Source organism: Streptomyces sp. Inha503, from assembly GCF_047215865.1.
GTDB classification, from domain to species: domain Bacteria; phylum Actinomycetota; class Actinomycetes; order Streptomycetales; family Streptomycetaceae; genus Streptomyces; species Streptomyces lycopersici.
This window is the reverse complement of the sequence record NZ_CP178360.1, coordinates 12,054,940-12,077,732: the sequence shown is the minus strand read 5'-3', so window position 1 is coordinate 12,077,732 and position 22,793 is coordinate 12,054,940. Positions and strand designations below refer to the sequence as shown.

At 69.2% G+C, this 22,793-nt stretch carries 24 protein-coding genes and 2 pseudogenes; 20 read left to right on the top strand and 6 right to left on the bottom strand.

Annotated features, from left to right (window positions below):
- Positions 1–9: 9 nt before the first annotated feature.
- A complete protein-coding gene (locus tag ACJX2R_RS50135) occupies positions 10–1,539 on the top strand; it encodes an AMP-binding protein (protein WP_413105615.1) in 1,530 nt (509 codons plus the stop codon).
- A 143-nt stretch (positions 1,540–1,682) separates the two neighbouring features.
- Here ACJX2R_RS50135 and ACJX2R_RS50130 read toward each other — a convergent pair whose 3' ends face one another.
- A complete protein-coding gene (locus tag ACJX2R_RS50130) occupies positions 1,683–1,850 on the bottom strand; it encodes a hypothetical protein (RefSeq protein ID WP_413106206.1) in 168 nt (55 codons plus the stop codon).
- On the opposite strand from ACJX2R_RS50130, the gene ACJX2R_RS50125 reads away from it, so the two are divergent.
- Positions 1,768–2,136, top strand: a complete 369-nt coding sequence (locus ACJX2R_RS50125) for an FCD domain-containing protein (protein ID WP_413106161.1) — start codon at positions 1,768–1,770, stop codon at positions 2,134–2,136. The genes ACJX2R_RS50130 and ACJX2R_RS50125 overlap by 83 nt on opposite strands.
- Positions 2,137–2,166: 30 nt before the next feature.
- On the opposite strand, the gene ACJX2R_RS50120 is transcribed toward ACJX2R_RS50125, so the two are convergent.
- Positions 2,167–3,213, bottom strand: a complete 1,047-nt coding sequence (locus ACJX2R_RS50120; RefSeq protein ID WP_413105614.1) for a helix-turn-helix domain-containing protein — start codon at positions 3,211–3,213, stop codon at positions 2,167–2,169.
- A gap of 351 nt (positions 3,214–3,564) precedes the next feature.
- Between ACJX2R_RS50120 and ACJX2R_RS50115 the strand changes: the two genes are divergently transcribed.
- The 7 genes and pseudogenes from ACJX2R_RS50115 to ACJX2R_RS50085 all read left to right on the top strand — a co-directional run bounded on the left by ACJX2R_RS50115 (position 3,565) and on the right by ACJX2R_RS50085 (position 9,679).
- Entirely contained in the window at positions 3,565–4,005 is a 441-nt protein-coding gene (locus ACJX2R_RS50115; protein WP_413105613.1) for a cupin domain-containing protein, read from the top strand.
- A gap of 39 nt (positions 4,006–4,044) precedes the next feature.
- Positions 4,045–5,664, top strand: coding sequence for an FAD-dependent monooxygenase (locus ACJX2R_RS50110; protein WP_413105612.1), 1,620 nt, complete (start codon positions 4,045–4,047; stop codon positions 5,662–5,664).
- Between the two features lie 92 nt (positions 5,665–5,756).
- A complete protein-coding gene (locus ACJX2R_RS50105) occupies positions 5,757–6,161 on the top strand; it encodes a RidA family protein (RefSeq protein ID WP_413105611.1) in 405 nt (134 codons plus the stop codon).
- Positions 6,162–6,203: 42 nt separating this feature from the next.
- A pseudogene (locus ACJX2R_RS50100) lies at positions 6,204–7,289 on the top strand (MFS transporter).
- A 123-nt stretch (positions 7,290–7,412) separates the two neighbouring features.
- Positions 7,413–8,441: an NAD(P)-dependent alcohol dehydrogenase gene (locus ACJX2R_RS50095; RefSeq protein WP_413105610.1), complete on the top strand. Its 1,029-nt coding sequence runs from the start codon at positions 7,413–7,415 to the stop codon at positions 8,439–8,441.
- A gap of 70 nt (positions 8,442–8,511) precedes the next feature.
- Positions 8,512–9,051, top strand: a complete 540-nt coding sequence (locus tag ACJX2R_RS50090; protein ID WP_413105609.1) for a YbhB/YbcL family Raf kinase inhibitor-like protein — start codon at positions 8,512–8,514, stop codon at positions 9,049–9,051.
- 34 nt (positions 9,052–9,085) lie between these two features.
- A complete protein-coding gene (locus ACJX2R_RS50085; RefSeq protein ID WP_413105608.1) occupies positions 9,086–9,679 on the top strand; it encodes a fumarylacetoacetate hydrolase family protein in 594 nt (197 codons plus the stop codon).
- A gap of 239 nt (positions 9,680–9,918) precedes the next feature.
- Here the strand turns inward: ACJX2R_RS50085 and ACJX2R_RS50080 are convergent, their stop codons facing one another.
- On the bottom strand, positions 9,919–11,040 hold the full coding sequence (locus tag ACJX2R_RS50080) for an NADH:flavin oxidoreductase (protein WP_413105607.1): 1,122 nt from the start codon (positions 11,038–11,040) through the stop codon (positions 9,919–9,921).
- Positions 11,041–11,205: 165 nt separating this feature from the next.
- Here ACJX2R_RS50080 and ACJX2R_RS50075 point away from each other — a divergent pair, with 165 nt between their 5' ends.
- From ACJX2R_RS50075 to ACJX2R_RS50060, 4 genes are all read left to right on the top strand, one after another.
- Entirely contained in the window at positions 11,206–12,357 is a 1,152-nt protein-coding gene (locus ACJX2R_RS50075; protein WP_413105606.1) for a TetR family transcriptional regulator, read from the top strand.
- 199 nt (positions 12,358–12,556) lie between these two features.
- Positions 12,557–12,850: an FAD-dependent monooxygenase gene (locus ACJX2R_RS50070; protein WP_413105605.1), complete on the top strand. Its 294-nt coding sequence runs from the start codon at positions 12,557–12,559 to the stop codon at positions 12,848–12,850.
- A 24-nt stretch (positions 12,851–12,874) separates the two neighbouring features.
- Positions 12,875–13,354: a hypothetical protein gene (locus ACJX2R_RS50065; protein ID WP_413105604.1), complete on the top strand. Its 480-nt coding sequence runs from the start codon at positions 12,875–12,877 to the stop codon at positions 13,352–13,354.
- Entirely contained in the window at positions 13,351–14,391 is a 1,041-nt protein-coding gene (locus ACJX2R_RS50060; RefSeq protein WP_413105603.1) for a helix-turn-helix domain-containing protein, read from the top strand. The genes ACJX2R_RS50065 and ACJX2R_RS50060 overlap by 4 nt, the downstream gene beginning before the upstream one ends.
- A 130-nt stretch (positions 14,392–14,521) precedes the next feature.
- On the opposite strand, the gene ACJX2R_RS50055 is transcribed toward ACJX2R_RS50060, so the two are convergent.
- On the bottom strand, positions 14,522–14,707 hold the full coding sequence (locus tag ACJX2R_RS50055; protein WP_413105602.1) for a hypothetical protein: 186 nt from the start codon (positions 14,705–14,707) through the stop codon (positions 14,522–14,524).
- A gap of 122 nt (positions 14,708–14,829) precedes the next feature.
- Between ACJX2R_RS50055 and ACJX2R_RS50050 the strand changes: the two genes are divergently transcribed.
- From ACJX2R_RS50050 to ACJX2R_RS50035, 4 genes and pseudogenes are all read left to right on the top strand, one after another.
- The gene (locus ACJX2R_RS50050; protein ID WP_413105601.1) at positions 14,830–15,150 is read left to right on the top strand and encodes a hypothetical protein; all 321 of its coding nucleotides are present in this window, start codon (positions 14,830–14,832) and stop codon (positions 15,148–15,150) included.
- Between the two features lie 765 nt (positions 15,151–15,915).
- A pseudogene (locus ACJX2R_RS50045) lies at positions 15,916–16,145 on the top strand (hypothetical protein); the annotation flags it as partial.
- 469 nt (positions 16,146–16,614) lie between these two features.
- The gene (locus ACJX2R_RS50040) at positions 16,615–16,935 is read left to right on the top strand and encodes a hypothetical protein (protein ID WP_413105600.1); all 321 of its coding nucleotides are present in this window, start codon (positions 16,615–16,617) and stop codon (positions 16,933–16,935) included.
- On the top strand, positions 16,932–17,687 hold the full coding sequence (locus tag ACJX2R_RS50035; RefSeq protein WP_413105599.1) for a LacI family DNA-binding transcriptional regulator: 756 nt from the start codon (positions 16,932–16,934) through the stop codon (positions 17,685–17,687). Before ACJX2R_RS50040 ends, ACJX2R_RS50035 begins: the two co-directional genes overlap by 4 nt.
- Before the next feature lie 72 nt (positions 17,688–17,759).
- Here ACJX2R_RS50035 and ACJX2R_RS50030 read toward each other — a convergent pair whose 3' ends face one another.
- Both ACJX2R_RS50030 and ACJX2R_RS50025 read right to left on the bottom strand, forming a co-directional pair.
- On the bottom strand, positions 17,760–19,097 hold the full coding sequence (locus tag ACJX2R_RS50030; protein ID WP_413105598.1) for an FGGY family carbohydrate kinase: 1,338 nt from the start codon (positions 19,095–19,097) through the stop codon (positions 17,760–17,762).
- Between the two features lie 49 nt (positions 19,098–19,146).
- Positions 19,147–19,911 (bottom strand): class I fructose-bisphosphate aldolase, encoded by a 765-nt coding sequence (locus ACJX2R_RS50025; protein WP_413105597.1) that lies wholly within the window; start codon positions 19,909–19,911, stop codon positions 19,147–19,149.
- A gap of 173 nt (positions 19,912–20,084) precedes the next feature.
- Here ACJX2R_RS50025 and ACJX2R_RS50020 point away from each other — a divergent pair, with 173 nt between their 5' ends.
- The 3 genes from ACJX2R_RS50020 (at position 20,085) to ACJX2R_RS50010 (ending at position 22,749) form a co-directional block, all read left to right on the top strand.
- Positions 20,085–21,080, top strand: a complete 996-nt coding sequence (locus tag ACJX2R_RS50020) for a dihydroxyacetone kinase subunit DhaK (protein ID WP_413105596.1) — start codon at positions 20,085–20,087, stop codon at positions 21,078–21,080.
- Between the two features lie 62 nt (positions 21,081–21,142).
- Positions 21,143–21,829, top strand: a complete 687-nt coding sequence (locus ACJX2R_RS50015; protein ID WP_413105595.1) for a DAK2 domain-containing protein — start codon at positions 21,143–21,145, stop codon at positions 21,827–21,829.
- A 149-nt stretch (positions 21,830–21,978) separates the two neighbouring features.
- Positions 21,979–22,749 (top strand): GntR family transcriptional regulator, encoded by a 771-nt coding sequence (locus ACJX2R_RS50010; protein WP_413105594.1) that lies wholly within the window; start codon positions 21,979–21,981, stop codon positions 22,747–22,749.
- The last annotated feature ends 44 nt before the right edge of the window (positions 22,750–22,793 follow it).

Genomic DNA, 22,793 nt, shown 5'->3' with positions numbered 1-22,793 from the left:
GAAATTGATATGTCCGTAACTTCCCTGCCCTTCCGCTCGTTCGTGGATGACATCCTGGATTCGCTCGGGGCCGCACCCGCACACGAGGCGCTGGTTCACCAAGGCCGACGAATCACCGCCGGGCAACTCCGCGACCTGGTCCACCGGTTGGCACACGCACTGCGCGCCCAGGGCCTTGGGCGCGGGCAGACCGTGACGCTGCTCAGCGGCAATCTCCCCGAGGCCCTGGCCGCCCGCTATGCCGCCAATTTGGTCGGCTGCCAGGTCAACCACCTCTACAACAAGCTCTCCGCCGACGCCCAGGCCGCCATCGTGCGCGACGTGGAGACCCAGGCGCTGATCGTCGATCCCGCTTACGCCGAGCAGGCCGCCGAGGTCATCGCCCAGGCCCCGGTGCCGCACGTCCTGACGCTCGGCGTCAGCAAGCTGGGCACCGACCTGCTGGAGCTGGCTGCCGCCGAGTCCGCTGAGCCGATATCGGGCCTGGCCCGCCCCGGGGACATCTGTTCCATCCGCCACACCGGCGGCACCACCGGCCACCCCAAGGGCATCTGCACCAGCTTCGAGAGGGCCGGCCGGATGCCCCGCACGCCCGGCGGGGAAGAGGCCGCCCTGCCCCGGCAGTTGGTGGCCACCACCCTCGCGCACGGTGCCGGGCTGATCGCTGACCACCTGCTGGCCAAAGGCGGCACCGTGGTCCTGCTGGAGGACTTCGACCCGGGCCAGGTGCTCGCGGCGATCGAACGCGAGCGCATCACCCACCTCTACTTGCTGCCGCCGCTCCTGTACCGGCTCATGGATCACCCGGACGCGGGCCGTACCGACACCTCAAGCCTGCGTCAGCTGATGTACGGCGGCTGCCAGGCGTCCCCGGCCCGCATCGCCGATGCGATACGCCGCTTCGGCCCCGTCCTCCAGCAGGGCTACGGCCAGACCGAGTCCGGCAGCATCAGCGTCCTCGGGCCCCAGGACCACGACCCGGACCGCCCCGAGCGGCTGCGCTCCGCGGGCAGGGTCCTCGACGGCGTCGAGGTGGCCATCCGCGACCCGGACGGCCACGACCTGCCCCACGGCGAACACGGCGAGATCTGCGTCCGTTCCCAGCACGTCATGCAGGGCTACTGGAAGCAGCCCGAACTCACAGCCGAGGTACTGCGGGACGGCTGGCTGCACACCGGCGACGTCGGATTCCTGGACAACGAGGGCTACTTGACCATCGTCGACCGGATCAAGGACATGATCGTCGTGGTCGGCGGCCACGTCTACACCACCGAACTGGAGGACCTCCTCAACTCCCACCCCCAGGTACTCCAGAGCGCGGTCTTCGGCGTGCCCGACAGCGACCGGACGGAACAGGTGCACGCGGTGGTGGTGCGGGCCCCGGAGGCCGAGGTGGACGCAGGCGAACTGCGGGCCATGGTCCGCAAACAGCGCGGAGCCATGTACGAACCGACGCGCATCACCTTCGCCGACCAACTGCCGCTGACGGACGCAGGCAAGCCGGACAAGAAGCTGCTGCGGACCCGACTGCACAGGTAAAACGAGGTCAGCCCGCTCTCCATCGAGGAACAGGCTTTCGTCCTGGGCCGTCAGTGGCCCCAGCTGGGACTGGCCGAAGTTGGGACTGGCCGAAGTAGGGAGTACGGCCGCTGAGCGGCCTGTGGCACTTGGCAATCAGGCACTTACTCCACCTGCGGCCTGCCCGAATACTCGGTGTCGAAGGCCCCGGCGCCGTGATAGGTGAGCGTGATCGTCGGACTCGCCCCGATGGCGGCACGCAGGGCCGCCGAGCGGATCACCGAGGTGGAACTGGAGCAGGCCCGCTCGCTGGCCAGCGAAATGGCCGACACCGATGACGTCGCCGGCCGGGTATTCCTCCACCGTGCCTTTCACCTTCTCCTGTTCGGCACCGCCCGCTCGTCTCGGACTGCTGTCGATCGTCACCAGCCTGTCCGACGCGGCCACCCCGCAGATCGTCCTGTCCCTCAGGGAAGACGCGTCCAGCAGACCCTGGATCGACGCCGGACAAGCGCATCTGGTCGACAGCTTCGCGAGCGGGGACCCCGAACGTGCGGTGGAGGCCATGCTCGACCATCTCCAACACCACAAACGATCCGCGGTAGGGGAATCGTATAGGGGCAGGGAATCCGATAGGGCGCTGGTCGGTCAGCCGAGGCGGTAGCGCCGGACGCGGTGGTAGAGCGTGCCCCTGGAGATTCCGAGGCGGGCCGCGGCCTCGGACTTGTTGCCGCCGCAATCCGCGAGGGTCTCGTTGATGACCTTGAACTCCGCCTGCTCGAGGGGGCTAAGCGTGGCCAAGGGCGAGATCCCGTGTTGCTCGGCGCAACTGCCCCGCCGGTCGCGCTCGAGGACGAGCACGACTCCGTCGTGGAGGCGTCCCCGGGTGACCGGGTGGAGGCGGGCGCTCCAGCCGTCGTGCAGGGTGACCTCGGTGGCCGACGGACCCGCGGCCACCACGATCGACCACAACCCGGCCCGGTTCAGCCGGAGTTCCGTCGGCGCGTTGTCGACGATCATGGTCCTCTGGCCGACGGTGACCACTGGGCCGGCGGCGCCGCAAAACGAGAGGTGCGTATTGAGCATACGTAGCTGGCGCGCGGTGGCCGCCGCGCGCAGCGTGGCGGTGATCCCGTCAACGAGGGTCCGGGCGGCGACCTGAAGCAGGTGATTGGCGTCCTCGGCATGGCAGGCCACGTTGACCGTGCCGATGACGCGGCGGCTGATCGGCTCCACCACGGGCGAGGCGACGCAGGCCCATTCGTGCCATGGCTCTTTGTAGTGCTCGGCACCGATGACGAGCGAAGTGCGGTTGGTCATCTGTGCCATCCCGATCCCATTGGTCCCGGCCGTCGGCTCGCCCACCCGCGAACCGGGCTCGAACTCGGCCCGTTCCAGGGCCCGCGACAGGGCGCTTTCGGACTCCCACCGCCAGGTCAGGGTTCCGTCGGCGTCCGCGAGCGCCAGTGAGGTCGAGCTCCCGACCAGCAGGTCGGCCATCTTGAGGAGCACCGGCCGCGCGGCCCGTACGAACGGGGACTGCGCGTCGATGTCCGCGCGGGTGAGTTCCAGCCGTTGTGGATCAACGCCGTTACTCCGTGCCCGGCGCCACGACGTGAGGATCTGCGGACGGACGGTCGCGGCCTCCCCTGACTGGAAGCTTTCCCAGGCGTCCCTGGTGCTCTGTGGTCTCATCGCGCTTCCCATGCGTGCCGTCGGCGTGCTGAGCTGCTCCGTGACGTGAGAGCTGTGCAGCTTTTGCACACCACCCTTGTCGGGGTTGAGAGCGATGATGCAGGATATCGAATGCATCCGATAGAGGGAGTTCTGAGGTAAATCCGGTGAACCCGAGATGTGATCCGACCCTCTCGGGCCGGGAGGCCGAACCGCTCCAGCGAACAAGAGGGCGTGACCCTGTGGAATCGACTGCTGCCTGAATTCCCGAGCTCGACCACGCGATTTCCCCCGCGCCGGCCATGTTTGCCGACCGGCCCCGGATGTCCCGATAGCGCAATGTTCACCGATCGATGGAAGGGAAGGTTAGGCATGGACCTTAAGGTTAGCTGGGACGGCGATGTGACCCTGGTCCGCCCGGAACAGGAGGAATTGGCGAAGCAGCACGTCAACGCGCTCTTCGGGGTGAATGGCATCACCACTCCGTCGAAGCATCTCTGCCTGATCGTGACCTCCCTCCGGCCGGGCGAGAAGTCGGCCGCGCACTACCACATCGACCACGAGTCGGCCCTCTACGGGATCAGTGGCAGCGTGCATTTCTTCTGGGGCAAGGACCTGGAATATCAGGCGATCGTGGGCGAGGGCGACTTCCTGTACATCCCGCCGTTCTGCCCGCACGTTTCCTACAACCGCAGTCGGACGGTCACCGCCTCGTTCGCCACCGCGCGAACCGACGCGCTGGAACAGGAACGCGTTTTCCTTCTGCCTGAGCTCGACGACCGGGTTGCGGACCGCGTCTCGTACGTCGACTGAATTCGGTCCCATACGCGTCAGGTGAAATGGAGATCCCCTATGATTAATGTCCCCGTTCTCGTCGTCGGCGGCGGACCGGTCGGAATGAGTCTGGCGCTGCTTCTCGATCGCTTCGGGGTACCGAGCCTGCTGGTCGAGCGGCGTGCGTCGACCACGACACATCCCAAGGCCCGCGGCTGCCACGCCCGTACGATGGAGCAGTTCCGCGTATGGGGCATCGAGGATCGAATCCGTCGGGCCGGTCTCCCTCAGGAATCCGACGTGGCGTGTTGGTGCGAGAGCCTGAACGGGCCGCTGGTGGCCTATACGCAGCCCGCGCCGAGCGTGAACACCCCGGCACCCCGCTCGATCGTGCCGCAGGACGCCGTGGAGGAGGCGCTCGATCACGCGCTGTCCACTCGGCCGGGGGCTCAGGTGCGCCGGTTGACCGAGCTGCTGTCGTTCGTCCAGGACGACGACGGTGTGACGGCGCTCGTCCGATCCCTCGCCGATGGCGACGAGTTCGAGGTACGCGCTCAGTATCTCGTCGGCTGTGACGGGGCGAACAGCAGGGTTCGCGGCCTGCTGGGCGTCGAGATGGACGGTCCGGAGCTCCTGCACCTCATGGCGAACCACTACTACCGCGCGGACGTCAGTCACCTTCCGCACGTGCGCAGCGCCATCGGTTTCCTGGTGCGTCCCAGTGACCGGTCACGGCCGGACGTCAATGTGCTGGCGACCGGCCCGGACGGCGATCGCTGGCTCGCGGTCCAGAAGTTGGAGAACGGCGAGGAACCCATCAGCGAGGAGCGGCTGATCGAGCTCGTTCGCGAATACTGGGAGATTCCCGATCTCCCAGTCGAGCGGATCAACGTCATGAACTGGCGGATGAGCGCCCAAGTGGCGAAATGTTTCCGCAAAGGGCGGGTGCTCCTCGCCGGGGATGCCGCCCACCGCTTTCCCCCGGCGGGCGGCAACGGACTCAACTCCGGAGTTCAGGACGTACACAACCTCGCGTGGAAACTCGTCATGGCGCTGTCGCACCGGGGCCGGGACGCGCTGCTCGACACCTACGAGTCCGAGCGCCGGCCGGTCGCGCGTTCCAACACCGACTTCGCGATACGGAACCAGGAACGCATGGACACCATGGACGAGGCGATCCGCCACCGCCATGAGGATCCCCAAGCCTGGCGTGACCTACTCCTCGACATGGACAACCAGCTGCACAGCGAGGGCCAGTCGATGGGCTACATCTACACCGACGGCGCGATCGTGGATGACGGCTCGTTCCTGCCGCCCTACGACTCGCGCCACTACTGGCCCACCGACCGGCCCGGTGCCCGGTTCCCGCACTTCTGGATGGACGTCGAAAAGACGGAATCGTCCATCGACTGGTTCGACACCTCATTCGTGCTCGTCTGCGGACCCGACGGCAAAGGCTGGCAGCAGGCCGGCGAGGAACTGCGCGCGGACGGCGCGGTGCCGCTGGAGGTCAGAAGGCTGCCCCATCTCCTGGGGCCCGTGTCGATCGGGCGCGATGGCGCGGTACTCGTCCGGCCGGACGGCCATGTCGCCTGGCGGGCCACCCATGCCGGTGACCCCGAGCTGCTGCACGACGCGCTCACCCGTGTCCTGGCGGGCGGCACGCGTGCCCCGTCGGTGACCGGCCTCGCCGCTTGACGCCACCGCGTGGATGCCGTGCGCCCCGGCCGGGCCGCCACGCACCGCTCCTGCGGCTGCCACCTCATTCAGTAAGTCAGAAAGGCGGAACCATGTCTCCCTTGCCGACGTATGAGAACCCGAAGGGTCTCTCAGATCCTCTGAGTGCCTATGCACATGTGGCCCGTACCGGGGATCTGATCTTCGTCGCCGGACAATGTGGGTTTGTCGAGGACAACTCCGTGGCCGGGCCGGATGTGCGCAGCCAGACCCTGCGCGCCTATGCCAACGTGCGCACCGCGCTGGAGTCCCAGGGCGCGTCGCTGCGCGAGGTGGTGCGCTTCGTGACCTACCTGACGTCCTCGGACCATGTGGCCGAGTTCTACGCGGCACGCGAGGAGTACTTCGCCGAGCACTACCCGGGCGGTGAGTACCCGCCGAACACCTTGCTGATCGTCAAGGGACTGGTCCGTCCGGACCTGCTGGTCGAGCTCGACGCCACAGCCTGTCGCCAGTGAGAGACGAGGCGCCATGTCGTCGATCACGGAATCGATAGATCGATGGTCGGGCTGCTGCTGAGCAGCGGCCTTGTCGGTATGGCGCTCGGCTCGGCCCTCGTCGCCCCGCTCTCCGACCGCATCGGCCGGCGACCGCACACGCTGATCTGCCTGGCCGTCTGCGCGGTGGGCATGCTGCTCGCGACGGTGAGCACCGGCTTCTGGTTCCTCGGGGTGTGCCGCCTGCTGACCGGGCTCGGTGTCGGCGGCATGGTCGCCGGTCTCCCCGTGATCATCACTGAGTACTCACCACGGCGCCTCCGGGGCACGATGATCGCCCTGTACGGGAGCGGGTTGCCGGTCGGCGGGATCCTGGGCGGCTCGGTCGCCGTACTGATGACGTCCGAATACGGCTGGCGAGCCACCTTCCTCGTCGGCGCCGTGCTCACCCTCGCCATTCTCGTGGTCGTCTCCCTGGCCCTGCCCGAGTCGCTGGACTACCTGATCAGCCGACGACCGGAAGGCGCGCTGGAGTAGGTCAACAAGCTGCTGGGCCGGATGCGGCTGCCCGCGGTGGAGGCACTGCCGCCCGTCCCGCCCAAGGAGGAGCGCGGTGTGCTGGCGAACGTCCTGCGCGGTCGTGAGGCCGTTCGCACCGTCGCGCTGTGGACCGCGTACTTCTTCATGATGACGAGCTTCTACTTCGCCGAAAGCTGGACGCCTCTGCTTCTCCAGCACAACGGCTCGTCCGCCGCGCGGGGCATGGACGCGGGGCTGCTGCTCAACCTCGGTGGGCTGGCGGGGACGTTGCTGCTCAGCGTTCTGGCCCTGAAGGTGGCGACGCGCACCCTCACCGTCCTGGCGTTCGTGGGCGCGGGGCTGTCGTACCTGGCGATGAGCCTCTTCCTCGGCTCGACCGGCGTCGCGCTGGCCCGGCCGTCGCCATCGGGCTGTTCGTCAACGCCAGCGGCAACGGCCTCAACTCGATCGTGCCCGGCCTCTACCCGGCATCCGTTCGCGCCACCGGCGTGGGGTGGGCCATGGAGGTCGGACGGCTCGGTGCCTTCAGCGCTCCCGCCCTCGCGGGCCTGCTCCTCGACCACGGGTGGTCCGCTCGCTCGCTGTTCGGTCTGCTCGTACTGCCACTGATGATGGTCGCGGCGCTGATCGCCGTGATCGTCGGTTCCATGAGGCGGAGCCGGACCTACGCCGAACCCGCGGAATCGCTCTCGCCGGTCAACTGACTCCCCCCATATCGATCAAGGAGAACTCATGCGAGCTGTGCGGCTGCACGATTACCAGAAGCCGCCGACGGTTGAGGACATACCGGAGCCGACACTCTCCAGCCCAATGGATGTGATCGTGAAGATCGGCGGCGCCGGCGTCTGCCGCACCGATCTGCACATCATCGAGGGGCAGTGGGCCGAGGCGATGGGGCCGCGACTCCCCTACACGCTCGGCCACGAGAACGCCGGCTGGGTACAGGAGGTCGGCGAGGCGGTCACCAACGTCAAGGTCGGCGACACAGTGATCCTGCATCCGCAGCCTTCCTGCGGATTGTGTTTGGCCTGCCGGGCCGGCCGGGACATGCAGTGCTCCGACGCCGTCTTCCCCGGGGTGTCGAACCATGACGGCGGCATGGCTGAATACCTGCGCACCACGGCGCGTGGTTGCGTCAAGCTGAGCCCGGACACCAACCCGGCCGACGTGGCGGCGCTGGCCGATGCGGGGATCACCGCCTATCACGCGGTGCGTCAGGCCGTACCGCTACTCCCCCCGGGCGCGGTCGCGGTCCTACAGGGCGCCGGCGGGCTCGGCCACGTCGGTATCCAGGCCGTGGCCGCGCTCACCGCCGCGAAGATCGTCGTGGTGGACCGCAACCCGGAGGCACTGAAGCTGGCCGAGAAACTCGGTGCGGACGCGACCGTGCTGGCCAGCGGCGACCATGTCGAGGCCGTCAAGGACCTCACCGGGGGCCGGGGCGGCGATGTCGTCTTCGACTTCGTCGCCGAGCAGGGCGCGGAGAACGACGCCTGGGCAATGACCGCCCCGGCCGGATCCCAGTACGTCATCGGCTACGGCGGCGAACTGCGCATTCCCACCCTCGACCTGGTGGCCGGCGGCAAACAAGTTATCGGCAACATCGTCGGCACCTACAACGACCTCGTGGAGCTCATGGCCCTCGTGGAGTCCGGCAGGGTCACCCTGCACACCAAGAAGTACCCATTGGACGCGGCGGCGCAAGCGCTGGACGACCTCGCCCACGACCGGGTCCGGGGCCGCGCGATCCTGGTCCCCTGAACCCCGCCCCCACCACACGCCGGGGCGGGACGGCCCGCCGTACGGTGCCACGACGTGAGAGCGGGTCCCCATGTACTTCAACGATCCCTTCGCGCGGTTGCCCGAGGTCCCGAGCTTCACACTCAGCAGCAAGGACGTCAGCGATGGCGAGCCCCTGCCCCTCCCCCAGCGGTCAGGCATCTTCGGTGTCCCCGGTGGAGGAGATGTGTCCCCGCAGCTGTCCTGGTCCGGTGCACCGGAGGACACGAAGGGCTACGCGGTGACGGTGTACGACCCGGACGCCCCCACCGGTTCCGGCTTCTGGCACTGGGCCGTGGCGAACATCCCCGCTTCCGTGACCGAGCTGGCGAGTGACGCGGGCAACGGCACGGACGAACTCCTCCCGCCGGGTGCCGTGCGACTCCCCGGCGACACGGGAGCGGCCCGATTCATCGGCGCCGCGCCGCCCGCCGGTCATGGCCCGCACCGCTACTTCATCGTGGTGCAGGCCCTCGGCGTGGAGGACATCGGAGTGGAAACGAACACCACACCCGCCATGCCGGGCTTCCACATCTCCGGCCACGTCCTGGGCCGCGCGGTGCTGACCGCGACCGCCGAGACCGCCACCTGATCAACCGCGCTCTCGTACCCAGGAAGAGGGCTTCATGCGCATCGCCAATCTCAACGGCCGCGCCCACCTGTTGAGCGGCCCGGGTGCGATCGACATCGCCTGGGCCGCGACGGGCGGTTCGGTCCCGACCCGATGGATCTCTTCGCCCACTGGGACGCCTTCCGTACCTGGGCCCGCACCGATGGTGTCCGCCCGGCCGGGCGTATCGACGCGAGGACTTGGGCGCGCCGGTTCCCCGTCCGGGCCAGATCTTCGCCGTCGGGCTGAACTACGCCGAACACGCGGCGGAGACCGGTCTGGCGGCAGCCAAGGCGATGCCGTCGGAGGCCCGACCGGACCGGCGCTGGTGTCCCTCGACGAGATCACTCCGGATACCCCGCGCCGGCTGCGATGCTGGGTCAACGACGAGCTCGTCCAGGACGGCAGCACAGAGCAGATGATCATGCCCGTGCCGGTCCTCATCGAACGGATTTCCTCGGTGTGCACGCTCTACCCGGGAGATCTGGTCTTCACCGGTACTCCGGCCGGGGTCGGTATGGGACGGACCCCGGCCCGTTACCTCGCCAGCGGCGATGAGATCCGCACAAGCATTGACGGCATCGGTGAGATGACCCATGTCCTCAGGTGATCGATGCCACCCTGGGCATGATTCGGCGTGGTGTGCGACGCTCCAGATTTCGGCCTTGAGCCTATACCGGATTCTCTCAAGGCGCGAAGCCAGAAGACCGCAGCAAGCGCTGCTGAGCGGGGTGCAGGGCTTGTTCGTCGTGATGCTTGGCGCGGTCTGTGGGTGCGGGCGTCCGGCGACCTCGCCACCTTGTCCTCCTCGACTTCGCGGCATGGGTCGTCATCATCCCGTCGATGACGTCAGGTCAGCACCTCGAGAACGGAGCGGTCGAACGGAACGGTCTCGGCCAGCCTGTCCCGCAGGGCCTTTGTGGCCCAGTCGGGGTTGGACAGCAGAGCGCGGCCCACGGCGACCAGATCGAACTCGTCGCGCTCGAGCCGGTCCAGCAACGGGTCGATGCTCGCCTTGCCGGCGAGTTCGCCGACGGCGCCCTCGGTCAGGAACTCCTGGTCCAGCCCGACTGATCCGACAGTGACGACGGCCTTGCCGGTCAGCTTCTTGAGCCAGCCGGCGAGGTTGAGGTCGCTGCCGTCGAACTCGGGCACCCAGTAACGGCGGGTGGAGGCGTGGAAGCCATCAACGCCCGCGGCGGCGATCGGTGCGAGCAGTTGGTCCAGCTCGGCGGGGTTCTCGGCGAGCTTGGCCTGGTAGTGGCCGAGCTTCCACTGTGACAACCGCAGAAAAATCGGGAAGCCGGGGCTCACGGCTGCCCGTACGGCGGCCACCACTTCGGCCGCGAACCGGGCCCGGGAGGCGGGGGTGCCGCCGTAGGCGTCCACACGCCGGTTGGTGCGGTCCCACAGGAAGGTGTCGATGAGGTAGCCGTGCGCCCCGTTGAGCTCGACCCCGTCGAAGCCGATCCGCTCCGCGTCGGACGCGGCGGTGGCGTAATCGGCGATCACTGCGTCGATGTCCTGCTGGGTCATAGCGCGGCCCAGCGGAGATCCGTCCGGCGCGTGCCCGGACGGCGCGAGCGAGGAGCCGTCGGCGGGCGGCTCAGCGTCGGTGCGGCCGGTCCCCGGGTGCCACAGCTGTGGGATGATACGTCCACCCTCCTCATGCACCCGCCGCACCGCGTGCGCCCAACCAGCCAGGGCCTCGGCACCGTAGAAGTGGGGCACACCGTCGTCCTCACGGGCTCCGTCAGGGCTGAAGCGGACGCCCTCCGTGATGATCAACCCAACCTCGTTGGCGGCCCGCCGCGCGTAGTACTCGGCGATGTCCCTGCCCGGCACCCCGTTCGGGGACGCCATGCGGGTCATCGGCGCCATCACGATCCGGTTGCGCAGCTCCAGGTCGCCGACGGTAAACGGACTGCCGAGCAGTTGGTTGATCCGGGTGGCGTGTCCCGTCGAGCTCATGATCTCTCCTTCTCGATGTAACGAAAGAGGTGTAGTTAATACATCTATGTCGGTGCGCCATCGGGGCGCACTCCCATGAAGAGTCGTCACCGGAGAAGCGATCTGGCTATGTATGTGCAAGATTTGAACATGCAACTCATGTAAACGGTGCCGTACACTGTTATTATGCCAGCCCAGCAAGCGCGGGAACGGATCCTCGCCACCGCACAGCGGCTCTTCGCCGTCCGCGGCATCAAGGCCACCACCATGGAGGAGGTCGCACGGGAGGCGCCGGTCTCGAAACGGACCCTCTACGCGCACTTCCCGACCAAGGACGCCCTCGTCCTCGGGCAGCTTCAGCACGTCCTGGACGCGGGAGAGACCCTCCTCGAGGTCCTGGGCAGCACGGAGCTCTCGCCGCGGGAACGGCTGCTGGGGATGTTCGATCCGCCGCCGGACGTGGGCGGGATCGCACGCGGATGCCCGTTCATTGACGCCGCGGCGGAGTTCCCGGCACCGACGAGCCAGGTGCACGCCTTCGCCCGGCAGCAGAAGGTGCGCATGTTCGAACTGGTGCGTGAGCAGACGGTCCGGCTCGGCGTCGCCGATCCGGATGTGCTCGCCGAGCAGTTGGTCTCCCTCGCCGACGGCGCGTCGAGCCGCGCGATGGTGCTCAACGACTGCCACTATGGGCGGCACGCCCGGTCCGCCGCCGAGACCCTCATCGACCTCGCCCCGCGACGCCGGGATCCGACCGCTTTGGACGAGCCGGCCGACGGCGCCGAACGGGCCGGCGACCGGTACGGTATGCGCTCCGCGCCCGGAGGTCTCGCGTTCGTCCACGACCTGCTGAACACCCGGTCGGTCGAGCGCCGCGAGCACCCGGATCTTCTCGCCGATCTGCCATCGGCCCAGCGGTGGCTGGACCGGGCCCGGTCGGTCGCCGACGTCGCTGCGGTCGTGCTGGAGGAGGAGGACGTGCAGCACCTCCGGCGGTTCCGCGACGATCTGCACGGCCTGATCGGCGGCGACGGGCGCGCAGGCGCCGCTTCCGTACTCCCGGCCGCGCTGAAGCTGGAGCCGAGCGGCGAGGTGCGACTCGTCCCCGACGGCACGGGCTGGCGCCGCATCGCGTTCCTCGTGCTGGCCGCCGCGCGGGAGGCGCAGGTCGCCGGCGTCTGGCGTCGCCTCAAGACCTGCCGTGATCCGCACTGTGGGATCGCCTTCTACGACCGGTCCCGCAACAACAGCCGGGTGTGGCACGACGTCCGTTCCTGCGGGAACGCCGCCAACCTGCGAGCCCACCGCGCGCGCAGGCGCGGACACCCGGTGTCCTGATCGTCGCGATGTTCCGAATCCTGAACACCGCACCGCCGAGCGGGCGACGGGCGCCACACACTTTCCTGAGCAGCCCCGACGGATCCGAGAAAGGCAACCACTGCGATGGACCTGAAGGTCGACTGGGACGGTGACGTCACTCGCGCCCGCCCGCCGCAGGCCCAGCGCGCGAAGCAGGACGTCAACGCCGCGGCCCTCCATGACCACGGCTCCCAAGTCCCGTGGGCGCCACGCCCGCACGATGGAGCACTTCAGGATGTGGAGGATCGAGGAATGCGTGGGCAAGACCGCTTTTGCGCGGGAGTCGGATGTAGCCCGTTGGTGCGAGAGCCTCCACGACCCGATGGTGGCCTACACGCAACCCACGTTGAACCAGCGCACACCGCCGCCGCGGGCGATCGTCGCCCAGGAGGCGGTGGAGGAGGCACTGTCGGACGAGCTCGCCGCGCGTCCGGGCGTGCGGATGCACCGGCGGAGCGAGCTCGTGTCGTGAGAGCAGGACGAGAGGGCGGCGTTCGTGCGGCTGCGTGAGCTCGACTCCGGCGACGTCGTCGAGATGGACGGCGGCACCCTCCGCGTCGCGGGTCCGGCACGGCGGATCACACCGCGGGTGCTGGCCGCCGTGGTGTTGCTCGCGGCGGGTGCGGCTTACCTCGCGCTCAGCTCACACGTGAGTTCTGCCGGACTGGCACTGGCAGGGGTGGTCGCCGTTGGGCCGTGCCTCGGCGGCACCGTGCTCCACGCGCTCGCGCCCACTCTGTACCCCACCTCGACCCGGGCGACCGGGGTCGGGTGGACGGTGGCGACCGCCCGCGTGGGCGCCCTGACCGCGCCGGTGCTCGCCGGGGTGCTGCTGGGGCCCGGCTGGTCGCCGTGGTCGCTGTTGGGGCTCTTGCCGCTGCTGGTGGCGGCGGCGGACGCCGTCGTGGCCTTCACCCCGATATCGCAGCGCCCGGCCGTCGCCGCGGCCGGGTCGACGATACTGGGGCAGCGGTGACCGCGCCCGGCAATCAGATCGCCATGTGGGAGCGCTTTCAGGCCGGGGACCCGGTGCAGGTGCGACCCGAGATCCACGCGTCGTGGCGCCGATCTCGGTTGAACGGCATCGATCCCGAACGGCTCGATCTCGGCCACACCGACATCGATCCCGAGCAGCTGATTGTCCGAGCAGGCGCCCCAATCCTGCTGGGCGTGACCGACCGGTTCGTGGGCACGTCCACCGCACTGGCGCTGGCCGACCCGTCGGGCACGGTGGTGTGGCGGTGGGAGGCCCACGACCAGCTGAGCCGGACCCTCGACGGCATCGACTTCGCCCTCGGCTCCGACGTCGGTGAGACCAGCGCCGGCACCAACGGCATCGGCGTCGCGGCGACGACGGCTCGCACCTCGGTCGTGGTGGGTGCGGAGCACTTCAAGCAGGCGTGGCACGGGTGGGCCTGTGTGGCGACCCCTGTCATCGATCCGGCGACCCGCACGGTCGCCGGCAGTGTGAACATCGCCTGCCCGGCCCCCGACGCGAACCGGCTGCTCGTCGTCGTCGCGCGCGGGCTCGCCGCCGATGTGGGAACGGCGATCGGACGGCGGATGACCGCACGCCAGCACCGGCTCCTCGACTCGCACCTCGCGTTCTGCGCAGCGCGCGCAGGCACGGTGGTCAGCATCGATGCCCGGCACATGATCACCGAGGACGAGGCGGCGCCGCTCGGGCTCGATCGGGCCACGCTCTGGGCGGCTGTGAACGAGGTGGGTCCGGCCGCGAAGGAGATCGTCCTCGGTGACGTCCACGCCCGGATCTATCCCGTTGTCCCGGGCAGCCTCGGCGACGGAGTGGTGCTCGTCCTCGGCCGCGGAACGGTGCCGGGCAGCATCCCGCGATCCACGAAGGCGTCTCTGTCGCGACTGGAGGAGGCCGAGGCGCGGGTGATCCTCGAGGCATTGGCCGAGAGCGACGGCAACAAGTCGAGCGCGGCCGCCCGCCTCGGCATCTCCCGCGGAACGCTCTACCAGCGCCTGCGACGCTACGGGATCCGCTGACAGACCCGCCCCCAGCACGGAGGACCAACCATGTCGCTCGACGGCAAGACAGCTCAACGGGCGCCCCATAGGCGGAGCCACCGTGCGCGTCGCCGGTTGGGCGTCTGTGCCTTCATAGCGCCTCTGTGTGTCAAGTGGCCTGAGCGAGGTGGGTTTGTTGATCTCGTTTCGTGGTCCGGTGGACCACGTTGGACAGCCGCCGCTTCAGGGCCCGACGGGCTTCCGGCGGTGTCCTGCCTTCCGCGATCTTGCGCAGGTGGTACTCCTGTCCACGCCCGCCGTCGCGGATCTGGCAGACGGCGATGATGTGCAACACGGAGTTCAGCGCGCGGTGGCCGCCGGTGTGCGAGGGCGTCGCGCATCTCGGCCTCGTTGTCCTTGACCTGCCGGTCCAGGCGCCGCAGGTCGGCCAGCAGGTCTCGGGCTTCGAGGACGCGGGTGGGTTCGTGGACCAGGTCGTCGTGCCGTTTCGGTCAGCGGCCGCAGGATCGTCGTCTGGTCCTCGGGCTCCACGACCCGCAGATCATGGCGGAACAGGGCGACCTGGGCGACGTGGCGCGCGTCGTTCGCGTCGGTCTTTCGGTCGCCGCCGGTGGCCAGGAGCCGGGCCCGGGCCGCCAGCGTGAAGGGCACGTCCACCACGTACTCGCCCGCGGCGGCCAGCCGCCGCGTGAGGGTGCGGCCCAGGCCGCGGGCGCCGGCGTCTCCGATGTGGATGCCGCTGAGTGTGCGCAGCAGCGGGCTCAGGCGACCGGCTAGCTGGAGCGTGCAGCAATCCCTGTACTCCTCGTCAGGGGGTTCGGCAGCCAGAGTCATATCCGGAAGACACCGGGGCCAACCTCGCGAGACAACGCGCGTACCCGTTGAGCCATGCCGGAGGGCCATACAGTGCCGGATGCCCAGATGGCGCTGATTCCGTATACCTCGCCGGGTTCAATGCCGGTGAGGTCGGCAGCGGTCAAGTCGAGGACAGTCGTGCGGAGTACGGCTTGAAGTGACTGGCCAATTTCGCCCATGCGGGTTGCGGTGTTCTGCCCGGAGCTGTCGCGCACCAACATGGAGGCGCCGGACCAGGGACCCACCTTCCGCAACGCCCGGGAGATGTAAGCGACATCTCGGGTGAGCGCCCCGAGACCACCATCATCGAGAGCATCGCGGTCATGGACGCTGACGAATCTGCCAAGCCGACTGTGCCCTCGGACACGTGCGCACGGTCCCACGTACAGGCGGCGGCTGATGCGGCGCAACTGGCGCGTGACTGTCTTCGCCTGGTCGCGGGCCGCGTCAGTCCGGCTGCCACTGACATACGTCCGGGGGTCCCCCAGGGTGCTGACGAGCTGGTCCAGGTCTGCCGTGGCCGCCGCGAGGTCGCGTACAACCAGCCCGGGGTTGCGACGTGCTAGAACACAGCGCGGCGGATACACGGGAGCGGACATGGCCGAGATGATATTCACGCCGTTCGGGAGGGGTCCCGGCATCCCTCTGAGGTTGTCTTTTTAGCTTGTCCTACCGTTCCGTTTTAGCGTGGGTGCGAGCCGGTCATCCGACTGCGTGGTGATCGACGCGCAAGGTGAACGCCTCTTGTCGAGGCGGGTCCTGAACGACGAGTCCGCACTGATTGAGCTGATCAGCGACGTAGCGGAGCCGCCTTGCTCATCGGCCTGCTGCTCGGCCACGACCAGCCGATGGTCTACCTCACCGGGCTCGCTGTCCACCAGGCATCGGCCGCCTACCGAGGCCAGGGCAAAACAGACTGGGAGCATCATCGTGGTAGCGGTGTTCTCCGGCTGGTCGGACCCAAAGACAGATCGGCTTCGTGCCTTGTTAGCGACGCGTCGGCCAGCCGGAGGACACCGCTTCGCGGTTCCGGTCGGGTGCGCTGTGGCCTGATAGGGGCATGAGGCATCCCATCGCAGTCTTGCCCGCGCTGCTCCGGCCGGCACCGCCTTCCTGCCAGCACGGTGCAAGGAGCGAGGACGGGCAAGGCCGGAGTAGCGGAGGTCGACGAGAAGGTCTTGGTCACGGTGGGCATCGACACGCACGTGGACGTGCATGTCGCCGTCGCGCTGGACCAGTTCGGCCGCAAGCTGGACATGCTCAGCATCCCCACCGCGGGCCCGGGCACCGCCGCCTCCTTGAATGGGTACGCGCGCTGGGCACACCTCACCGTTTCGGGGTCGAGGGCACGGGCGCCTAACTCTGCGACTGGCCCGCCGGTCTGCGATGAAGGCCCGCACCCAGGCCGCCAACCAGTTCCACGCCGTCGTCGTCACCGCCCCGCAGGAACTCCGCGACCGGCTGCGGGGCATGTCCCTGGCGCACCTGGTGGCAACCGCGGCCAGGTTCCGCCCCGGCACCGTCACCTCCCTGGAGGCCGCCGCCAAACTCGCGCTGAAGAGCCTGGCGGTCCGCTACCAGCAACTCGCCCAGGAGACATCCACCCTGGACCAGCAGATCGACCGGCTCGCCCACCAAGCCGCACCGGACCTGATGCAGATCAAGGGGAAGCTTCACTCATCCGCGGCGCCCAGCACCAGGCCATGACGGCGGGCTACACGCTGCTCCTCGGTGACGCCCGCCTGTCCCGGCAAGTCGAAGGACAGGTCATCGAACGGACGCTGACCTCCGTCGACGGGCTGGTCGTCGCGGCAAGCCGACTGCCAACGGCGCAGCTCGCCGACTATGCGCAGATCAAGCCGATCGTACTGGTCAACCGGGAGGCTGAAGGGCTGAGCAGCGTCGTCACCGACCACACCGACGGGCCACGCCAGATCGTCGCGCACCTGTACTCCCTCGGCCATCGGCACCTCGCGTTCCTCAGCGGCCCTCGCGACTCGTGGTCAGCCACGAGTCGATGGTCGGCGATCGACGCCACGGCGCGCGACCTCGGTATCATCACCACCCGGCTCGGCCCGTTCCCCGCAGCCGTCGAAGGCGGCGCCGCGGCCGCGGACGCCGCCCTCAGCACCGAAGCCACCGCGCTGATCGCACACAACGACCTGCTCGCCATAGGCACACTGCGGCGGCTCACCGCCCGTGGCGTGATCGTGCCGTACGACATCAGCGTGACCGGGTTCGACGACATCTTCGGCGCCGACTTCTGCGTCCCGCCGCTCACCACACTGGCCGCGCCCCTCGACGCCACCGGCCGTCAGGCCATCGACCTGCTGACCGCCACCACCCGGCCCGGCCCACCGCAGAAGCTGACCCTGCCCGCGCATGTACAGGTCCGCGCATCCTCCGGCCCCGCACCCCAACACGCCAGTCACCAGCAGACCCCACCACCCATCAGGTGAAGAGGGTGATCGCCCGCATAGCGTTTACGGTGCAGCCTGCGAGCGGCCCGGCGAAGCTGACCGCCCTGATATCTAGCAGGGCAGGGGATTCAGTCCCGTCGCGGCGTCGGGCTTCCAGTCCAGGGCACGAGCGGCGAGCAGGGCCGCGCCCACGGCTGTCACCTCGGGTTCGGCGATGGCCTGGACGGTCCTGCCGGTGACGGCCTGCTTGATGTCGGTCCAGCCCCGGGAACGGGCCCAACCTCCTGCGCTGTAGACCGAGGCGCCCGGTCCGGTGAGGGCAGCGACCGACTCGACGGCCCGGCCGCCGAGTTCGGCCAGTGCGCCGAGCACGGCGCAGGCGCGCGAGTGGGGGTCGGCAGCCGCCCCCGGCGCGTAGGACGGAGGTCGGCCGCCGGCCGCACCGGGCTGGAAGGTCCGCGAGAGGAGATGGTCGTCGGGGGCGGCGTCGCCGGAGATGAGTTGGCCGAGGGCGTGGGCGACAGCGGGGTCTTGGGAAGCCCACTGAACGTTGCGGGCGAGTTCCTCCACGCGCAGCACGGTGGCGCCGGAAGCGTTGTGGATCCCGGGCGATACGTCGACGGACTCAGGGACCGCGTCGGGCGGTGCGGGGGTTTGCGTGACGACCACTTCGGCCGTGCCCATGGAGTCGAGGATCGCGCCGGGGTGCAGCTGATGAACGCCCCAGCCGCCGACGGGGTGATCGTGCCCTCCTGCCACCACGAGGGCACCGGGCGCCAGGACACCGGCCTGGCGCAGGCGTTCGGAGCGCAGTTCGCCGACGGTCGATCCCGTGGGCAGAACCGTGGGCAGCAGGCTCGTGGACCCGAGGGTGGCCTGGACGCGGGGGGAGTGCCAGGTGCGGGAGAGCGGTCGCCATGCGGCGGTCCGTGCGGCGAGGGTGTCGCTGAGGAACGTGGTGGCGGCCCACTGGGAGGCGACGTAGTCCGTCAGGGCGACCCACGCGGTGGCGCGCTCGGCGTGGGGCTGGGTCCGTGCCCAGGCCCAGCCGACGAGGGTGCGGGCCGCGTCGGTGGCCGTACCGACGTCGTCGGCGTCGTCGAGCCGTGGCCGCAGCACCTCGAAGAGGTCGGTGCGGCGGGGGTCGAACCAGGCCAGGGCCCGGGTCAGTGGGGCGAGGCCGGCGTCGACGAGGACGCCGTCCTCCCCGACACCGGCGGCGCAGGCGGCTGCCACGGCATAGCGCTCGCCACACGCTTCGAGCGCCATCTCCTCAATGGTGTCGAAGAGCCGTGCTGCGTCGATCGAGGGATCATCGACGGGCCGCGGGGTGGCACGGCGCACCCGGGCGACAACATGGCCGACAGGGTCGAGCGCCACCACTTTCACGTTCGTGCTGCCGATGTCGATGCCGAGGACGGCATCCGCCCGCTGCGACAAGGTTCCCACGCGTTTGTCATCTCCTTCGATCGACGCGGCTCGTTCCCCTCCTGAGAGGTCAGTCGTCGAAGCTGACGCTGCGGGTGAGATCGGCGATCTCGGTAAGGACCTTTCCTGCGACGTCGGGCTCGCGCTGCCAGATGTTGCGGCCGACGATGACGCCGCGGGCCCCGGCGCGGATGGTCTGGGCGACCGCGTCGACCGTTTCGGCGGGGCCGCCTGCCAGCGGGCCACCGGCGATGACCAGGGGGACCTTCAGTTCCTCCACGAGGCGCTGGGTGCGCTCCTCGCCGGGGAAGGCGATCTTGATGATGTGGGCGCCGAGGTCGTAGGCGATGCGGGCGACCTTCTCCTCTTCGATGATGGTCTCTTCGGTGCGGGGGGCGCCGATGAGGACGGGTTCGAGTACGAGCGGGATGTCCCAGTCGTCGCAGGCGGTGACGACTTCCCCGGCCCGCTTGGCCAGAGCGGCCTGTTCGGCGCGGGAGATGTTCCAGGGGAAGAGCATCTTGACGGCGTCGACGCCCATGCGGACGGCTTCTTCGACGGTGGTGATGAGGCTGTGGGAGCCGCCGCCGTCGAGCCGGGTGTAGTCGTAGTAGGTGTCGATGGTCAGCACGCGCGTCAGGTGCGGGTTGCGGGCGAAGAAGGCTTCGGTCTGCTTGACCTGGCCGGGCGTCATCATGAAGCCGGTGACGTCCTTGTCGCCCCAGGTGGCGAAGGGGGCCGAGGGGGTTTCCAGGCCCTCGATCCGGTTGAAGATCAGGCCGTGGTCGACGGGCATGATGATGGCCACCCGGTCGCTGGGGAGTGTACGGCGCATCCGGTATTCCATGGACATGACTGTCTGATCCCTCTCGGTTGTGGGGCGCGTGATCGCGGGCGGAACGGGTAGTGGTTCCGCACGCCAGGAAATTGTACGTACAGTCTGTACTGTCCGAACAGTAGGGGTTAGCGTGGGGCCGGTCAAGACCCGAGCCGAAGGAGCACGGCGCCATGCACCGGCACATCGTCAATCGCCCCGAGAGCGCAGCCGAGGAAGCCTTGGAAGGGCTGGCTCTCACCCACCCCCAGCTGGTCGCCCACGACCGTGAACTGGGCATCGTCACCCGCGCCGAGCCCGCCCGGGACAAGGTGGGGCTGGTCTCGGGCGGCGGCTCCGGACACGAGCCGCTGCATGCCGGGTTCGTGGGACACGGGATGCTCGACGCCGCTGTCCCCGGGGCGCTGTTCGCCAGCCCCACCGCCCTTCAGGTCCTGAACGGCACTGTCGCGGCCGACTCGGGACGCGGCGTCGTGCAGATCGTGAAGAACTACACCGGCGATGTCCTGAACTTCCAGATCGCCGGTGAACTCGCGGGGGACGACGCGGTCAAGACCGAAGTGATCCTGGTCGACGACGATCTCGCCACCGACGGCGACGGGGACGGACCCGGCCGGCGCGGTACCGCCGCGGTGCTGGCGGTGGAGAAGATCTGCGGTGCGGCCGCCGAGGCGGGTGCCGAGCTCGGCGAGGTGGCCGCACTGGGCCGCCGCCTCGCGAGCCGGGCCCGCACCCTCAGCCTCGCGGTGCGGGCCGGTACGCATCCGGGAGCCGACGAGCCCGCCTTCGTCCTGCCCGAGGGCGAGGTCGAGCTCGGCGTGGGAATTCACGGTGAGCGCGGCACCGGCCGCATCGCCTTCGCCGATGCCGATCAGCTCATCGCCGAGCTGGTCGACCCGCTGGCCGCGGCACTGGAGCTGGGCCGCGGCTCCTCGGTGATCGCCATCGTCAACGGCCTGGGTGGGGCATGCCCGCTGGAACTGTCGGTGTGCGCCCGCACGGTGCACCGGCGCCTGGCCGGGCAGGGGGTCACCATCGCCCGGTCCCTGGCGGGCTCGTATGTGACCTCGCTGGACATGCACGGCGTATCGGTGACGCTGCTGCCAGTCGACGCCGGCCTTCTGCCCCTGTGGGACGCCTCCGTGCGGACTCCCGCCCTCACCTGGTGACCGAAAGCACCCGCCCCGACCTGACGACACCGCCCCGACCTGGTACGAGACAAGGATCTGCGATGACCGGCACCACCATGGACCTCACCCTGGCCGAGGGCTTCGGCCGCCGATGGACCGAGGGGCTCTTCGAAGTCTTCCTGGGCGGCCGGGCCCAGGAACTCGGCAAGCTGGACCAACTGGCCGGTGACGGCGACTTCGGCAACAACATCGCCTCAGCGCTGGGCCGCGCCCAGCGGGCGGTCGCCATCGATCCCCCGGCCGCCTACCGGGGTTGGCTGACCGCCGTTTCGAGGGGATTCCTGGGGACCGGCGGGACCAGCGGCCCGCTGTTCGGCATGTTCTTCCGCGATCTCGCGCGGTGCGCGGGCGACGGTGAGCCCACCCTCGCCGAGCTGGCGCGGGGTCTCGACGCCGCGGTGGCAACCGTGCAGCGCTACGGAAAGGCCGAAGTCGGCCACAAGACCATGATCGACGCGCTCGTGCCCGCCGCGCGAACGCTTCATGACCTGGCACCGCACGCCACCGACGCCGCCCAGGCCCTGAGCCGTGCGGCGGAGGCGGGTGTGGAGGGTGCGCGCAGCACCGCCGCGCTGGTAGCCCGCCGCGGTCGCGCCAGTTACGTCGGAGAAGTGGCGCGCGGAGTGCTCGATCCCGGGGCGGCGGCCGCGGCCATCGTGCTCCAGGCGGCCGTGGCCGCTCAGTCGGGCACGGCCACCGATGTGGACACCGGGTGGATCAACACCTGACACCCGCGCGGCAGGGGTGCGGCCCGCGGGGCCGCACCCCGCTTCGCCCAGCGGTCCAGCCGCACCACGATTCCGTACGGACAGTACGTACGACGGATTACGATGGACATCCGGCGGCCGAAGGCCGCCGCGGCCAGTGGAAGGAGCGCATGGTGACGCTATCGGGGGCCATCGACCGTCAGTCGTCGACGCCTTACTATCAGCAACTCGTCGACACGCTGGACCAGCGGCTCTCCAGCGGACAGATCCCGCAAGGCCACCGCCTGCCCAGCGAGAACGAGCTGTGCAAGGAGTTCGGCCTGTCCAGGGCCACGGTCCGGCAGGCGTTGCAGGTCCTCGAATCGCAGGGGCTGGTGACCCGGATCGCCAACCGCGGAGTCTTCGCCAACCGGACCCCGGCCGCTGACGAGGGATGGACCATCCAGCAGCCGCAGGGCTTCCTGGAAAATGCGCTCAGCCATCAGAACCGTTCGGTGACCACGCAGGTCCTGAGGCACGGGCCGACCGTTCTCCCGGCATTCGCGTGCCAGTTGCTGAAGGTGCCGGAGAAGACGGCGGGCTACGAGTTGGTGCGGCTGCGCACCCTCAACGAGGTGCCGGCCCTGTACAGCATCAACTACAGCCCCTCCGAGCTGGTGCCGGTCATCGCCGCCAGCGACGATGTTCTGGAGGGCCGGGCATCCCTCAGCCAGGCGCTGGCGGAGGCCGGGTACACGCTGGGAGGCGCGCACCGCTCCGTGCGGGCGGTCGCCCCCACACCTGAGATCGCCGCGGCCCTCGACATCCGGCCGACCACTCCCGTGCTCCATATCCGCTCCACTTCGTGGACCCCGAGCGGGCAGCACTACGACGTATACAACACCTGGGTACGCAGCGATGTCGTGCCGCTGGAGGTCAACGTCGACGCCACCGGCTCCTGACCACTGACAGTGGGATCGACCCGGTCCGACGTTTGAGGGCGGCC

Excerpts from the sequence above, each read along its gene's own strand:
- ACJX2R_RS50135 (WP_413105615.1), top strand. The coding sequence starts at position 10 with ATGTCCGTAACTTCCCTGCCCTTCCGCTCGTTCGTGGATGACATCCTG.
- ACJX2R_RS50125 (WP_413106161.1), top strand. The coding sequence starts at position 1,768 with ATGGCGGCACGCAGGGCCGCCGAGCGGATCACCGAGGTGGAACTGGAG.
- ACJX2R_RS50120 (WP_413105614.1), bottom strand. The coding sequence starts at position 3,213 with ATGAGACCACAGAGCACCAGGGACGCCTGGGAAAGCTTCCAGTCAGGG.
- ACJX2R_RS50115 (WP_413105613.1), top strand. The coding sequence starts at position 3,565 with ATGGACCTTAAGGTTAGCTGGGACGGCGATGTGACCCTGGTCCGCCCG.
- ACJX2R_RS50110 (WP_413105612.1), top strand. The coding sequence starts at position 4,045 with ATGATTAATGTCCCCGTTCTCGTCGTCGGCGGCGGACCGGTCGGAATG.
- ACJX2R_RS50105 (WP_413105611.1), top strand. The coding sequence starts at position 5,757 with ATGTCTCCCTTGCCGACGTATGAGAACCCGAAGGGTCTCTCAGATCCT.
- ACJX2R_RS50095 (WP_413105610.1), top strand. The coding sequence starts at position 7,413 with ATGCGAGCTGTGCGGCTGCACGATTACCAGAAGCCGCCGACGGTTGAG.
- ACJX2R_RS50090 (WP_413105609.1), top strand. The coding sequence starts at position 8,512 with ATGTACTTCAACGATCCCTTCGCGCGGTTGCCCGAGGTCCCGAGCTTC.
- ACJX2R_RS50085 (WP_413105608.1), top strand. The coding sequence starts at position 9,086 with ATGCGCATCGCCAATCTCAACGGCCGCGCCCACCTGTTGAGCGGCCCG.
- ACJX2R_RS50080 (WP_413105607.1), bottom strand. The coding sequence starts at position 11,040 with ATGAGCTCGACGGGACACGCCACCCGGATCAACCAACTGCTCGGCAGT.
- ACJX2R_RS50075 (WP_413105606.1), top strand. The coding sequence starts at position 11,206 with ATGCCAGCCCAGCAAGCGCGGGAACGGATCCTCGCCACCGCACAGCGG.
- ACJX2R_RS50070 (WP_413105605.1), top strand. The coding sequence starts at position 12,557 with ATGACCACGGCTCCCAAGTCCCGTGGGCGCCACGCCCGCACGATGGAG.
- ACJX2R_RS50040 (WP_413105600.1), top strand. The coding sequence starts at position 16,615 with ATGAAGGCCCGCACCCAGGCCGCCAACCAGTTCCACGCCGTCGTCGTC.
- ACJX2R_RS50035 (WP_413105599.1), top strand. The coding sequence starts at position 16,932 with ATGACGGCGGGCTACACGCTGCTCCTCGGTGACGCCCGCCTGTCCCGG.
- ACJX2R_RS50025 (WP_413105597.1), bottom strand. The coding sequence starts at position 19,911 with ATGCGCCGTACACTCCCCAGCGACCGGGTGGCCATCATCATGCCCGTC.
- ACJX2R_RS50020 (WP_413105596.1), top strand. The coding sequence starts at position 20,085 with ATGCACCGGCACATCGTCAATCGCCCCGAGAGCGCAGCCGAGGAAGCC.
- ACJX2R_RS50015 (WP_413105595.1), top strand. The coding sequence starts at position 21,143 with ATGACCGGCACCACCATGGACCTCACCCTGGCCGAGGGCTTCGGCCGC.
- ACJX2R_RS50010 (WP_413105594.1), top strand. The coding sequence starts at position 21,979 with ATGGTGACGCTATCGGGGGCCATCGACCGTCAGTCGTCGACGCCTTAC.